Raw genomic sequence first — 13,404 nt, forward strand, 5'->3', positions numbered from 1 at the left:
GAGCCACCCCGCACCCCCGGATCAACGGTCCCGGAGTGATCCAACCACTTCGAACATCATTTCGTTAGGAGTTCTTACGTGGGGGAATCGGCTCATGCGAATTAGGGCCTGTCCGGCGGATCAGACCCCACGTCTCCGGCATGATCCGCCGGACAGGCCCTAACCCTGCCGCTGCTCACCGGCCGGACCTTCACCGACTTCGGACATTTCATCTCTGTCCTGATCGGGCTGGCCTGCTGTCCGCTGGTCAGGGGCCGCGGAAAAGCATGGAATCCGAAGGAGACACCGGCCGCTCTCAGGGGTTAACGTCCGGGCCATGAGCAGCGGCACGGGCAGTGGCACGGTCAACGGCGGGATCTCGTTCTGGTACGCGGACGACGGCTTCCCCGCGCCGCGCGAGCCCCTGCCCGGTGACGCGAACGCCGACGTCGTCATCGTCGGCGGCGGCTACACGGGCCTGTGGACCGCGTACTACCTCAAGAAGGCGGCTCCCTTCCTCCGCGTCACCGTCCTGGAGCAGAAGTTCTGCGGCTACGGCGCCTCGGGGCGCAACGGCGGCTGGCTCTACAACGGCATCGCGGGCCGTGACTACTACGCCAAGCTGCACGGCCGCGAGGCGGCGGTCCGCCTCCAGCAGGCGATGAACGAGACGGTCGACGAGGTCGTCCGGGTCGCCGCCGAGGAGGGCATCGACGCCGACATCCACCGCGGCGGCGTCCTCGAGGTGGCGTACTCCCCTGCCCAGTTGGCGCGCCTCAAGGCCTTCCACGCGCACGAGCTGTCGTACGGCGAGAAGGACCGCGAGCTGTACGGCGCCCGCGAGACCGCCGAGCGGGTCCGGGTCGCGGACGCGGTCGGCTCGACCTGGACCCCGCACGGGGCCCGGCTGCACCCGGTGAAGCTCCTCAAGGGGCTGGCGGCCGCCGTCGAGGCGCTCGGCGTCACGATCCACGAGAAGACGCCGGTCACCGAGATCCGTCCGAAGCACGCGGTGACGCCGTACGGGACCGTCCGCGCGCCGTACATTCTGCGCTGCACAGAGGGCTTCACCGCGAACCTCAAGGGCCAGAAGCGCACCTGGCTGCCGATGAACTCGTCGATGATCGCGACAGAGCCGCTGACCGGCGAGCAGTGGTCCGCGATCGGCTGGGAGGGCCGCGAGACGCTCGGCGACATGGCGCACGCGTACATGTACGCGCAGCGCACGGCCGACGACCGTATCGCGCTCGGAGGCCGCGGCGTCCCGTACCGCTTCGGCTCCCGCACGGACAACGACGGCCGCACCCAGCAGGCGACCATCGATGCCCTGTACGACATCCTGGTCCGCTTCTTCCCGTCCCTGACCGGGGTGCGGGTGGAGCACGCCTGGTCGGGTGTCCTCGGGGTGCCGCGCGACTGGTGCGCCACGGTCACCCTGGACCGCTCGACGGGCCTCGGCTGGGCCGGCGGGTACGTCGGCTCCGGCGTCGCCACCACCAACCTCGCCGCGCGCACGCTCCGCGACCTCGTCCAGCGGGACTCCGGCCAGGCGGGCCCGACGGACCTGACCGGTCTGCCCTGGGTCGACCACAAGGTCCGCAAGTGGGAGCCGGAGCCGCTGCGTTGGATCGGCGTGCAGGGCATGTACGCGACCTATCGCACGGCGGACCGGCGTGAACTCACCACGCACAGCGCTCGGTCGTCGCGGCTCGCGCGGCTGGCCGACCGGGTGGCCGGGCGGCACTGAACTGTCGGTGCGACGCCGCCCGTGTGGTGCCGCCTGTGTGACACTGCGCCCATGATTCGTACCGCGACCCCCGCCGACGTCCCCGCCATCCACGCGATGGTCCGTGAGCTGGCCGAGTACGAGAAGGCGCCGGACGAGGCCCGGGCGTCCCAGCGGCAGCTGGCCGAGGCGCTGTTCGGGGAGCACCCGGCCGCGTTCGCGCACATCGCCGAGGAGGCGGGGGAACCGGTCGGGTTCGCGCTGTGGTTCCTGAACTTCTCGACCTGGCGCGGGGTGCACGGCATCTACCTGGAGGACCTGTACGTACGGCCGGAGGCGCGCGGCGGCGGGCACGGCAAGGCGCTGCTCACCGAGTTGGCGCGGATCTGCGTCGAGCGGGGGTACGAGCGTCTGGAGTGGTCGGTGCTCGACTGGAACCGGCCCTCCATCGAGTTCTACGAGGCGTTGGGCGCGCGGCCGCAGGACGAGTGGACGGTGTACCGGCTGACGGACGAGGCGTTGGGGAAGCTGGGTTCACGGGTCTGAGTCGAGCTCATGGGTCTGAGTCGGGCGCAGGGGTCCGAGTCGACTTCGTGGAACTGAGGCGAGTTCTCGGGACTGATTCGGGCAGGGGTGTCTGCGCGGGGGCCGTGTGTTTGGGGGCCTTCGCGGTGACCATGAGGCCCGCGACCAGGCCGGCCAGGAGCGTGATGCCGGTGGCCCACCAGATGGCCACCGTGTAGCCGTGCACGATGCCCTCGCGTACCACCTGGGAGCGCTGGACGGGGTCGGTGAGGTGCGCGGTGACGTAGGCCGCGCCGCTGGTGGCGGCGATGGTGTTCAGCAGCGCCGTACCGATGGAACCGCCCACCTGCTGCGCGGTGTTGACGGTCGCGGAGGTGATGCCCGCGTCCTGCGGGGCGACCCCGGCGGTGGCGGTCGCGGAGACCGGCATGAAGGTCAGGCCCATGCCGAGGCCCATCAGGAGCAGGCCGGGCAGCAGTTGGCCCATGTAGTCGGAGTCCACGGTGAGCTGGGTGAAGATCAGCATCGCGGCGGACGCGAGGATCATGCCGGGGACCAGCAGCGCGCGCGGCGCCACGTGCGGCAGCAGCCGCGCCGATATCTGTGTCGAGCCGATGACGATAGCGACGGTCAGGGGCAGGTAGGCCAGGCCCGTCTTCACCGGCGAGTAGCCGAGGACGACCTGGAGGTAGTAGGTCATGAACAGGAACATGCCGAACATGCCGACGACCGCGAGCGACATGGTCAGGAAGCAGCCCGCGCGGTTGCGGTCCTTGACGATGTGGAGCGGGAGGAGCGGGCTGGGGGCCCCGGTCTGCCACCACACGAAGGTCGTGAGCAGCACGATTCCGGCCGCGAGGAGGGCCAGGACCAGTGGGTCCGCCCAGCCGAGCGACTCCGCCTCGCTGACGCCGTAGACGATCGTGACCAGGCCTCCGCAGCCCAGCAGTACACCGGGTACGTCGAGACGGGCGCCCCTGTTGTCCCGGCGGTCGCGCAGCAGCGTGACCGCGCCGAAGACCGTGACGACGGCGATGGGGACGTTGACGTACAGGCACCAGCGCCAGTTCAGGTATTCGGTCAGCAGTCCGCCCGCGATGAAGCCGATCGCCGCTCCGCTGCCCGCGAGGGCGCCGTAGACGCCGAAGGCCTTTCCGCGCTCCTTCGGGTCGGTGAAGGTGGTCGTGAGCAGTGACAGCGCGGAGGGGGCCAGTACGGCGGCGAAGGCGCCCTGGAGCGCACGGGCGCCGAAGAGCATGCCGGAGGAGGTCGCCGCGCCGCCGAATGCGGAGGCGACGGCGAAGCCGATGAGCCCGAAGACGAAGGTGCGTTTTCGGCCGACGAGGTCGGCGATCCGGCCGCCGAGCAGCAGTAGCCCGCCGAAGGCCAGCGTGTACGCGGTGATGACCCACTGGCGGTTGCCGTCGGAGATGGTCAGGTCTTGCTGTGCGGAGGGGAGCGCGATGTTCACGATGGTCGCGTCCAGGACGACCATCAACTGCGCGAGAGCGATGATCACCAGGCCCCACCAGCGGTGGGGGTCGGCACCTTCGGGGGCTCCGGGGGCGCCGGATTCACCTGTTCGGGTGGCGCTCACCTGCTCAGAAGACCATGAATCAGTAGGGGTCGCACCTTGACGATCTTTGCCGTTCCGCCGTCCTTCCGTATGGCGTTCCTGGTCAGGGCTCCAGCACCACCTTCCCGATCGTGCCCCGGGTTTCGAGGGCCCGGTGGGCGGCGGCGGCCAGGGCGAGCGGGAAGCGGGTCACGGCCGGGGTGAGGCGGCCGGCGGCGGCTTCGGCGAGGGCGCGCAGTTCCAGGGTGCGGACGGGGTTCGGGCCGCCCGCCTTCCGCATCATCACGGGGCCGAGGACCTGCTCCGAGACGCCCTCCACGAGCAGCGGTTCCCCGCTCTGGATGCCCTCGCCGGACCAGCCGAAGACGAGGTGCTTGCCGTCGGGGCCGAGGAGGTCGACGGCGGCGCGGGCCGTGGCGCCGCCGACGCCGTCGAGGACGACGGTGGCGTTCCGGCCGTCCAGGTGGGCGCGCACCTGCCGTGGCCAGGTGGTGTCCGTGTAGTCGACGGCCAGGTCGGCGCCGTTCTCCCGTACCCGGGCCACCTTCTCCGGGCCGCCCGCGAGGCCGATCACGGTGGCGCCCGTGTGCCGGGCGTACTGGACGAGGAGGGTGCCGATGCCGCCCGCGGCCGCGGGGATCACGACCACGGAATCGGGGCCCAGCTCGACGAACTGCAGGATCCCCATCGTCGTACGGCCCGTTCCGATCATGGCGACGGACTGGGCGAAGTCCAGGTTCTCCGGGATCTCGTGCAGGCGGTCGGTGTCGGTGACGGCCAGTTCGGCGTAGCCGCCGGGGGCGAAGCCGAGGTGGGCGACGACGCGCTTGCCGAGCCAGCGGCTGTCCGTCCCCTCGCCGAGCGACTCGACGGTACCGGCGACCTCGCGGCCGGGGATCGTGGGGAGCGGGGTGGGGGCGGGGGCCGGGCCCTGGACGCCTTCACGCAGGGCGGCGTCCAGGAGGTGTACGCCGGCCGCGGCCACGGCGATACGGACCTGGCCCGGCCCCGGTTCGGGATCCTCGGTCTTCTCGTAGGTGAGGTTCTCGGCCGGGCCGAAGGTGTGGAGACGGATGGCGTGCATGGCGGGCTCCTCAGCGTGTGGCGCCGTGTGATGCGGCGTGGCGCCGTTGATGCGGCGTGACGCCGTGTGGCGGTGAGCCCCAGCCTTCAACCTCGAGCATGCTTGAGGTCAAGGCGTTTCCGGATCCCGAAGGCCAGGGTGACCGCTTCGAGCGCGCTGTTGAAGGAGACCTCCGCGAGCACGCCGGGGGCGGCGACCTGGTCGCCCGCGAGATAGACGCCGTCGCCGCGGTCGATGGCGGGCCGGTCGCGCCAACTGGTACCCGGCAGGTCCACCGCACCCGTACGCCCCCGCGCCACGGCCTCGCGCCGCCAGGTGACGCGCTCGCGCCAGCCGGTGAAGGCGAGGTCGAGGAGATGCTCGGCGCGGGCGATGCCGTCGGCCCGGGACTCGTGCGGCGCGATGGGGATCTGCCCTTGGACGAGCTGCTCACGGGCCCGGGCGGGGGCGCGGTCTCGCGCACGGAACCACTCCAGTCGGCCCGGCGCGTCCAGGTCGGAGACGGCGAACGCGTCGCCGCGACGGGTGCGCAGGGCCAGATCGAGGAGCGCCGTACGGCCACCGGTCCAGTTCAGCGAGTCGTCCTTGAGGAGGCGACGGGCGGCGTCGAGGGAAGTGGCGACGACGACGGGACCGTGGCCTTCGGGGAGGGCGTCCACCCTGGCCAGGGTCTCCATGCGGACGCCAAGATTCCAGGCGCGGGCCGCCATCCGGTCGATGACATCCGCCCAGCCGCCGAGGGGATGACGCGCTTCCGAGAGCGGGTTGGCGGCACGCCGCAGCCGCTGCTGCACGAAGGCCGCGGAGAGCGAACCGGGGTCGTGGTGGAAGAGCGTGACGGCGGAGTAGTGCGCGGCGGCGCGGGCGCCTTCTTCGCCCGCTTGTGCCGCCGCCCAGGACATGAAATCGGTGTCGACAGGGGCCTGTCGGGAGCTGCGGCGCAGCAGCTTGAGCAGGGCGAAGGGCAGGGTGCGGCGGAGGGCGCCCTTGTGGTGCAGGCGCAGCCGGGCGGGCTCCAGGAGCGGTGCGGGGGCGAGCGGCCCGATCAGGTCCCGCTGCTGGAGCCAGGTCCAGTGCGGGCCGCCGCTGTAGAGGGCGTGCGGACCTTCGTTCGCCCGGTACGGGCCCTCGGCGGTGCGGGCCCGGCCGCCGAGGGTGTGGTGGGCCTCGTACACGGTGACCTTGGCACCTGCCTCGGCGGCGGTGATGGCCGCGGTGAGTCCGGCGAAGCCGCCGCCGATGACGGTGATGCGGTGCATGGTTGGCCTCTCCCTTGCCTCGGGGTCCTCTTGGTGAGTACGACTGATCGAGGGGCCCGGAATGTGACATCGGAGGCGAACTGGCAGGTCAGGGGCGGTTGTCGGTGGTGGGGTGCACTATGGGGGCATGGTGCGGAAAGCGGCGGGCGGGACCGGTAGGGCGGGTACGGGGAAGAAGCTGGTGGCGGGGGCGCGGCGACCGGAGGTGCGGCTGCCGTCGCTGGAGGCGTACGACGGCTTCGGGCTGGAGCCCGACGGGGACTATGACGGGCTGGAGTTCCGGGAGCTGGACTTCGTCGGGCAGGACGGCGGGGGTGCGCGCTTCATGGACTGCGCCCTGACGGGGTGTGCGCTGGACGAGACGCGGCTGCGCCACGCGCGCGTGCTGGACTCCGTCCTGACGGGCATACGGGGGGTGGGCACCGATCTCGCCGAGTCGACGTTGCGTGATGTCGAGCTGGTCGACGCGCGGCTGGGCGGCGTGCAGTTGCACGGTTCCGTCCTGGAGCGTGTCCTGATCCGGGGCGGCAAGATCGACTATCTGAATCTGCGCAAGGCCCGGCTCAAGGACGTCGTCTTCGAGGGATGTGTGCTGGTCGAGCCGGACTTCGGGGGCGCCCGGCTGGAGCGCGTGGAGTTCGTGGACTGCGTCCTGAAGGGGGCGGACCTCACCGCGGCGACCCTGGTGGACGTGGACCTGCGCCGCGCGGCGGAGCTGGACATCGCTCGGGGCGTGGACCGGCTGGCGGGGGCGGTGATCAGCCCGTCTCAGCTGCTCGATCTGGCGCCGGTGCTGGCCGCGCAGATAGGGGTGCGGGTGGAGGCGGCAGGGTAGGGGGCCGTGCGCTTTCCCGGCAGGGTGAGAGCCGTGTGCCTTCCGGCAGGGTAGGGGCCATGCGCTTTCCCGGCAGGGTAAGGGCCGTGTGCCGTCCGGCGGGGCAGGGTAGGGGCGTGCGCTTTCCGGCAGGGCAGGGTAGGGGTCGTGCGCTTTCCGGCGGGGGTAAGGGGGGTGCGCTTTCGGCGCGGACCGGCTGCACTCGGCCTGTCTGGCGTGAGGGGGCCGGGGGCGCAGCCCCAAGCGAAGCCCGCGTCGGCTCAGGGCAGCCGAGGGAAGCGGGCCTCCAGCGTCCAGATCGCCGGGTTCTCGCGGAGCGCCTCGTGCAGGTCGGTGAGGTCGGCGATCAGGTCGTGCAGGAAGTCGCGGGCCTCGCGGCGGAGTGCGGCGTGGGAGAAGGTCAGCGGCTCCTCGTCGCGCGGCATCCAGTCGGCCTCGACGTCCACCCAGCCGAAGCGGCGCTCGAAGAGCATGCGGTCGGTCGACTCGGTGAAGTCGAGTTCGGCGTGCTGGGGGCGCGAGGCCCGGCTGCCGCGCGGGTCCTGGTCGAGCTGCTCCACGATGTCGCACAGCGCCCAGGCGAAGTCGAGCACCGGCACCCATCCCCAGGCTGTGGACAGCTCCCGGTCCGCCTTGGTGTCGGCGAGGTAGACATCGCCGCAGAACAGGTCGTGCCGCAGCGCGTGGACGTCCGCGCGGCGGTAGTCGGTCTGCGGGGGGTCGGGGAAGCGGTTGGAAAGGGCGTAGCCGATGTCGAGCACGTAGCTGATGGTGTCACGCTCTCGTAGTATCAAGAGCGTGCCCCGTTCTTCCGTAACTGTCCCCTTTGTCCTGGCCCTCGCTCTGGCCCTGGCCCTCGGCCTGGCCACGTGCGGAGGAAGCGGCGTGCACGGAAAGCCCGGCGCCTCCGGCGTACGCGACCCGTACTTCCCGAAGATGGGCAACGGTGGCTACGACGTCACCCACTACGACCTGACCCTCGCCTACGACCCCCAGGCGCGCCATCTCACCGGCACGGCGGAGATCACGGCGCGCGCCACCCAGAACCTCAGTGCGTTCAACCTTGACCTCGAGGGATTGGACGTCGGAGGCGTCACGGTCGGCAGCGAGGCCGCCCGCTGGAACCGTGCCGGGCAGGAACTGACCGTGCGCCCGCGCGACGACCTCGACAAGGGCGAGACGTTCCGCACGACGGTCCGCTATTCCGGCACGCCCGAGACGATCATCGACCTGGACACCCCGGCCGAGGGCTGGCTGCCCACCGCCGACGGGGCCCTCGCCCTCGGTCAGCCCATCGGTTCGATGGCGTGGTTCCCCGGCAACCACCACCCCTCCGACAAGGCGTCGTACGACATCACGATCACCGTCCCCAAGGACGTGCGGGCGGTCACCAATGGCGAGCCGAAGAGCGAGAGGACGACCCCCGACGGCCGTACGACGTCCACCTGGCACACCGCCGAACCGATGGCGAGCTACCTCGCGACGGTCGCGATCGGCAGGTACGACATCACGCGCACCGTGATGAAGAGCGGCCTGCCCGTGTACGTCGCCGTGGACCCGACAGAGGCCGAGGCGAGCAAGCAGGTGCTGGCGCGCATCCCCGAGATGATGGACTGGGCGGTGCGCAGGTTCGGCCCGTACCCCTTCTCCTCCACCGGCGCGATCGTCGACCGCTCCGACGACGTGGACTACGCCCTGGAGACCCAGACCCGTTCCGTCTTCCCCGGCGCCCCCGGCATCGAGCTCTTCGTCCACGAGCTGGCCCACCAGTGGTACGGCAACTCCGTCACCCCCAAGTCCTGGCAGGACATGTGGCTGAACGAGGGCTTTGCCACGTACGCGGCGTGGCTCTGGGAGGAGGACCACGGGGGCGCCACGGCTCAGGAGACCTTCGACGCCCTCTACCGGGGCGACCTGGACGATGACTCCGACGCCAGCGACGGGATCTGGGCCTTCCCCCCGGCGAAACCCACCGGCGCCGCCCATGTCTCCGACGACCCCGTCTACGAACGCGGCGCCATGGTCCTCCACAAGATCCGTCAGACCGTCGGCGACGACACCTTCGACGACATCATCCAGGGCTGGGCCGCCACCCACCGCCACGCCAACGCCGACACCGCCGACTTCACGGCGTACGTCGAGAAGATGGCGCCGGGCAAGGACTTCAGCGTGGTCTGGGAGGACTGGTTGTACGGCGAGGGCAAGCCGCCGAAGCCGTGACCATGACCTTGGTCATCCACTTCACGGCGTCCCCTCCATCTCCTTCAGCAAGTCGGACAGTTGGGGCGGCCACAGCGCGTCCGGCGAGGTGGCGAGTTCCTGTCGGGTCCACCAACGCCAGTTCAGAATCCCCTCCTCGGCGTGCGCGGCACGGAGAGGGTCGCCGCCGAGCGGCTCGCGACGCGGCCCGTGCGCCACGTAGATGTGCTCGTGCTGGCGCACGGGAATCCCGGCCCGCGTGAAGTCGTGTTCCCAGGTGCACAGCAGGGGCCCGGGTTCCAGATCGGTCCACCCGGTCTCTTCCCGCAGCTCCCGCAGGGCGCCCTCCCGTGGACTCTCCCCGGGTTCGAGTCCGCCGCCGGGTGTGGCCCAGTGGACGCCCACCTCTTCGTTGTCGTACCGGAAGAGGAAGACGGCCCCACCGGGATCGAGCACGGCGATGCGGGCCGCCTCGTGCGGGGTGCGCAGCGCTTTGTGCAACACGGCGCAGGGCCGACCCAGTTGAAGGTCCTTGCGCCGTCCGATGACCTCGTACCCGAGAGCGCTCCAGAACGCGAGAGCCTCGGGATTGTTGTCGAGCACGGCGAGTCGTACGCCGGCCCGCCCGGCCTTCCGGAACCTCCCCTCGACGACCCCGGCCAACTCCCGTCCGTATTCCTTGCGTTGCTCACCCGAGTCCACGAGAAGCAACCCGAGCCACGGGTCGGGGTCGGCCGGGTCCGGGTGGTGCGCGAGGGTGATCGCGACCCCGACGAGCCGCCCGCCGACGCGGGCGAGCAGCACCTCGACGCCCGGGTGGGCCAACTCCTCGGCCAGCGCGGCGGCGACCTGCTGCGGCCGGATGTCGTCGGGGTCGGGAAAGTCCCCGCTCAGGGAGAAGAACGCGCGGTTGGAGGCGTAGAGCGCGGTGATTTCGGTGATGAGAGAGGCCTGTATGTCATCGCCCGGGGCGAGGGAGTCGAGAATCACGCGCTGCAGACTAGGGCCTGTCCGGCATGATCCGCCGGACAGGCCCTAGCCGCCATTCGTCATCGATTCGCCATCCGATCCGCCGTCCGAGGTCGGTGAAATCGGATGGCCGTGGAGGACCACACATGACCGAGACTCCCGACACCGTGCGCGCGCTGGACCTCGCTCCTCACCCCGAGGGCGGTTGGTACCGGCGCCTCTACACCTCCCCGGTGACGGTCCCGCACCCCGAGCACGGCGAACCCCGCCCGTCGGCGACCCTCATCCACTACCTGCTGGGTCCCGCCGACCGGTCGGCCTGGCACACCGTCGCCTCCGACGAGATCTGGCTCTGGCGCACCGGCGGCCCGCTCCTGCTGCGCACCAGCCCACCGGGCCCCGAACCCACGGCGGTCACCACCCACCTCCTGGGCCCGGACGCATCCGGCGGCCACGCGCTTCAGCACCTCGTCCCCGCGCACCACTGGCAGAGCGCCGTACCGGCGAGCGACGAGGAAGTCCTCGTCAGCTGCCTGGTCACTCCCGGCTTCGACTTCGCGGATTTCACCCTGTTGCACGGCCCCACCGCGAACGACGCGAACGACGCGAACGACGCGAACGACGCGAACGACGCGAACGGCACGGGCGATCCGAAGCCGACGGGACTGTAGCTCCCGTGGCGGTCCGTACACGCGCGGAGCCCTCCCCCCTGGGTGCGGGGGAGGGCTCCGGAACTGCCGCGTACGGGATCAGACGTTGACGCCGAAGTCCTGGGCGATGCCCACCAGGCCCGACGCGTAGCCCTGGCCGACCGCGCGGAACTTCCACTCGGCGCCGTTGCGGTAGAGCTCGCCGAAGACCATGGCGGTCTCGGTGGCGGCGTCCTCGCTCAGGTCGTAGCGGGCGATCTCGGTGCCGCCGGTCTGGTTGAGGATGCGGATGTAGGCGTTGCGGACCTGGCCGAAGTTCTGCGAGCGGTTCTCCGCGTCGTAGATGGAGACCGGGAAGACGATCTTGTCGACGTCGGCGGGGAGGCCCGCCAGGTTCACGTTGATCGCTTCGTCGTCGCCGGCGCCCTCACCCGTGCGGTTGTCGCCGGTGTGGACGATGGTCTGGTCCGGGGTCTGCTTGTTGTTGAAGAAGACGAAGTGGGCGTCCGAGTAGACCTTGCCCGTGGGGTTGACCGCGATGGCCGAGGCGTCGAGGTCGAAGTCGGTGCCCGTGGTGCTGCGGACGTCCCAGCCGAGGCCCACGGTGACGGCGGTCAGGCCCGGAGCCTCCTTGGTGAGCGAGACGTTGCCACCCTTGGACAGGCTTACAGCCATTGTTGGGAGTCCCTTCCCTCGTTTGCGTACGTGCGCTGTGCCCGTACGTTTGGGCTTCGTACGGGCACGAAGCTACAGCTACTCGTAAGAACGCCGATGAGGGCACCAAAGGTTCCTGCCCTCTTTACTTTCTTTACCTTCGTGGCAAGGGAGCGGCCGCGGGCACGGGGCGGCGAAAACAGGGTGACGTGGACGGGACAGACACGCGACCATGGACCCATGTCCGGTCCTTACGTCATCCGCGGCTCCGTCTCCCTTCCCGAGGCCGAGCTCATGTGGCGTTTCTCGCGCTCCAGTGGGCCCGGCGGACAGCACGTCAACACCAGTGACTCCCAGGCCGAGCTGCGGTTCGACCTCGCCAAGACCGAGGCGCTGCCCCCGGTCTGGAAGGAGCGCGCCCTCGCCAAGCTCGCCGGGCGGCTGGTCGACGGGGTCATCAGCGTCCGCGCCTCCGAGCACCGGTCGCAGTGGCGCAACCGGGAGACCGCGGCCGTACGACTCGCTTCCCTGCTCGCCGAGGCGACCGCGCCGCCACCCAAGCCGCGCCGGGCCGGCCGTATCCCCAGAGGGATCAACGAGCGGCGGCTGCGCGAGAAGAAGCAGCGCTCCGACACCAAACGGGGGCGTTCCGGGCGCGACTGGGGCTAGGACAGGTCCTGGATACGACAGGCCTTAGCGATCACTCGTGGCTACTCTCGGGGCATGGACGGATACGAGGACAGGGCGCATCTGGAGTGGTGGGCCAACCGATCGAGCTGCCTGGCGCGGATCCCTGTCCGGCTGGCCGCGGTGCCCGACTCCCGGGCGTGGGACGCCGTCGTCTCCCCGCCGCTGGACAGCGGTGCGAGTGAGGACATGCAGTTCCTGATCGAGGCCAGCCCCTACTTCACCCTTCGCTTCGACGACGACTCCGTGGCGGCGGTCGAGGTGGAGCGTGCCCCGGGGGCGGGCCGACTGCGGCTGAGCGCCGTTCCGGAGACGTGAGCGATAAGCGATGAGTGACGGCGAACTCCATCATCGACCAGTAGCCCCCCTGGGCCCCTGGATCAGCCCAACTGGCGGTACCGGCCCTTGAAGTACGTCAGCGGGCCGCCGTCCGCGCTCGGCACCGACGCCGTCAGTACGCGGCCGATGACGAGGGTGTGGTCGCCGGCGGGCACCCGCTGCTCGGTGCGGCACTCCAGGGTCGCCAGGGAGCCGCCCACCAGGAGCGCCCCGGACGCCTCACCGCGGACGTACGGGATGTCCTCGAAGAGCAGCCGGTCGCTGATGCGGCCCTTCATCGCGAAGCGGCCCGCGATGTGGCGCTGGCTCTCGGAGAGCACGGAGACGGCCCACAGGGGCTGTTCGTCGAGCAGGTCGTCCATACGGGAGCCCTCGCGCAGGCTGACGAGGACCAGCGGCGGGTCCAGGGAGACGGACATGAAGGCCGTCGCCGTCATGCCGACGTCCTCGCCGCCCGGCCCGTCCGGATCCAGCGCGGGCTCGTGCGCGGTCACCAGAACCACGCCTGCGGCCAGCCGGGACATGGCGGCGCGGAACTCGTCGTTGCTCACCCCCTCAGCATGCATGGAGGGGATGGGCACAGCGGCAGAGGAAGCGACAAGGGGAGTGTTCAGCACGCCGAAACGCTAGTCTCCGCCCCTGGCACGCCACATCGGGCCTTGGCCCGAGCCGGGACCTACCTGGGTCCTAGGACCCCAGGGGGCGCAGGACGGACACAACCGCTCACAGCGCCCGCACGGCCTCCAGGCATGCGTTCAGTAAACACACAGGGAAAATGCAGAAACCCCACTCAATTGTTCATCTTCAGCTGTGACTTGAGTCACAGGAGCCATATTTTGTTGACCCTGTGTACCGAGTGGGCAGCGCGCTGTGATTCAGTGGCTGGGAGCTATGGAAGAAGCTACCGGGTAGTACGCGTTAG

Annotated in this window: 15 protein-coding genes; 8 read left to right on the forward strand and 7 right to left on the reverse strand. The window is 70.4% G+C overall.

Features of this window, described 5'->3' with window-relative positions:
* Positions 1–171: 171 nt before the first annotated feature.
* The 3 genes from ACX28W_RS08985 to ACX28W_RS08995 are packed head-to-tail and all read left to right on the forward strand — an operon-like array spanning position 172 to position 2,251.
* Positions 172–306, forward strand: a complete 135-nt coding sequence (locus ACX28W_RS08985; RefSeq protein WP_458998541.1) for a rhomboid-like protein — start codon at positions 172–174, stop codon at positions 304–306.
* Between the two features lie 10 nt (positions 307–316).
* Positions 317–1,726, forward strand: coding sequence for an NAD(P)/FAD-dependent oxidoreductase (locus tag ACX28W_RS08990; protein WP_458998232.1), 1,410 nt, complete (start codon positions 317–319; stop codon positions 1,724–1,726).
* 51 nt (positions 1,727–1,777) lie between these two features.
* Positions 1,778–2,251 (forward strand): GNAT family N-acetyltransferase, encoded by a 474-nt coding sequence (locus ACX28W_RS08995; protein ID WP_458998233.1) that lies wholly within the window; start codon positions 1,778–1,780, stop codon positions 2,249–2,251.
* Between the two features lie 7 nt (positions 2,252–2,258).
* Here the strand turns inward: ACX28W_RS08995 and ACX28W_RS09000 are convergent, their stop codons facing one another.
* From ACX28W_RS09000 to ACX28W_RS09010, 3 genes are all read right to left on the reverse strand, one after another.
* A complete protein-coding gene (locus tag ACX28W_RS09000) occupies positions 2,259–3,827 on the reverse strand; it encodes an MFS transporter (RefSeq protein ID WP_458998234.1) in 1,569 nt (522 codons plus the stop codon).
* An 82-nt stretch (positions 3,828–3,909) separates the two neighbouring features.
* On the reverse strand, positions 3,910–4,890 hold the full coding sequence (locus ACX28W_RS09005) for a zinc-binding dehydrogenase (RefSeq protein WP_458998235.1): 981 nt from the start codon (positions 4,888–4,890) through the stop codon (positions 3,910–3,912).
* An 86-nt stretch (positions 4,891–4,976) separates the two neighbouring features.
* Entirely contained in the window at positions 4,977–6,149 is a 1,173-nt protein-coding gene (locus ACX28W_RS09010) for an FAD-dependent oxidoreductase (protein WP_458998236.1), read from the reverse strand.
* A 127-nt stretch (positions 6,150–6,276) separates the two neighbouring features.
* Here ACX28W_RS09010 and ACX28W_RS09015 point away from each other — a divergent pair, with 127 nt between their 5' ends.
* On the forward strand, positions 6,277–6,984 hold the full coding sequence (locus tag ACX28W_RS09015) for a pentapeptide repeat-containing protein (RefSeq protein WP_458998237.1): 708 nt from the start codon (positions 6,277–6,279) through the stop codon (positions 6,982–6,984).
* Between the two features lie 260 nt (positions 6,985–7,244).
* Here ACX28W_RS09015 and ACX28W_RS09020 read toward each other — a convergent pair whose 3' ends face one another.
* The gene (locus ACX28W_RS09020; protein ID WP_362067183.1) at positions 7,245–7,745 is read right to left on the reverse strand and encodes a hypothetical protein; all 501 of its coding nucleotides are present in this window, start codon (positions 7,743–7,745) and stop codon (positions 7,245–7,247) included.
* Positions 7,746–7,782: 37 nt separating this feature from the next.
* Between ACX28W_RS09020 and ACX28W_RS09025 the strand changes: the two genes are divergently transcribed.
* Entirely contained in the window at positions 7,783–9,204 is a 1,422-nt protein-coding gene (locus tag ACX28W_RS09025) for a M1 family metallopeptidase (RefSeq protein ID WP_458998238.1), read from the forward strand.
* Between the two features lie 21 nt (positions 9,205–9,225).
* On the opposite strand, the gene ACX28W_RS09030 is transcribed toward ACX28W_RS09025, so the two are convergent.
* Positions 9,226–10,173: a GNAT family N-acetyltransferase gene (locus ACX28W_RS09030; protein ID WP_458998239.1), complete on the reverse strand. Its 948-nt coding sequence runs from the start codon at positions 10,171–10,173 to the stop codon at positions 9,226–9,228.
* Between the two features lie 125 nt (positions 10,174–10,298).
* On the opposite strand from ACX28W_RS09030, the gene ACX28W_RS09035 reads away from it, so the two are divergent.
* A complete protein-coding gene (locus ACX28W_RS09035) occupies positions 10,299–10,823 on the forward strand; it encodes a cupin domain-containing protein (RefSeq protein ID WP_458998240.1) in 525 nt (174 codons plus the stop codon).
* A 78-nt stretch (positions 10,824–10,901) separates the two neighbouring features.
* Here ACX28W_RS09035 and ACX28W_RS09040 read toward each other — a convergent pair whose 3' ends face one another.
* Positions 10,902–11,477, reverse strand: a complete 576-nt coding sequence (locus ACX28W_RS09040; protein WP_458998241.1) for a TerD family protein — start codon at positions 11,475–11,477, stop codon at positions 10,902–10,904.
* A gap of 219 nt (positions 11,478–11,696) precedes the next feature.
* Between ACX28W_RS09040 and arfB the strand changes: the two genes are divergently transcribed.
* Together arfB and ACX28W_RS09050 are read left to right on the forward strand one after the other, a co-directional pair.
* Positions 11,697–12,125, forward strand: a complete 429-nt coding sequence (arfB, locus tag ACX28W_RS09045) for an alternative ribosome rescue aminoacyl-tRNA hydrolase ArfB (RefSeq protein ID WP_458998242.1) — start codon at positions 11,697–11,699, stop codon at positions 12,123–12,125.
* Between the two features lie 54 nt (positions 12,126–12,179).
* Complete coding sequence (locus ACX28W_RS09050; RefSeq protein ID WP_362067173.1) at positions 12,180–12,461, forward strand: hypothetical protein; 282 nt, start codon at positions 12,180–12,182, stop codon at positions 12,459–12,461.
* A gap of 62 nt (positions 12,462–12,523) precedes the next feature.
* On the opposite strand, the gene ACX28W_RS09055 is transcribed toward ACX28W_RS09050, so the two are convergent.
* Entirely contained in the window at positions 12,524–13,099 is a 576-nt protein-coding gene (locus ACX28W_RS09055) for a flavin reductase family protein (protein ID WP_458998243.1), read from the reverse strand.
* Between the last annotated feature and the right edge of the window lie 305 nt (positions 13,100–13,404).

This window comes from Streptomyces sp. SD15 (assembly GCF_054462255.1).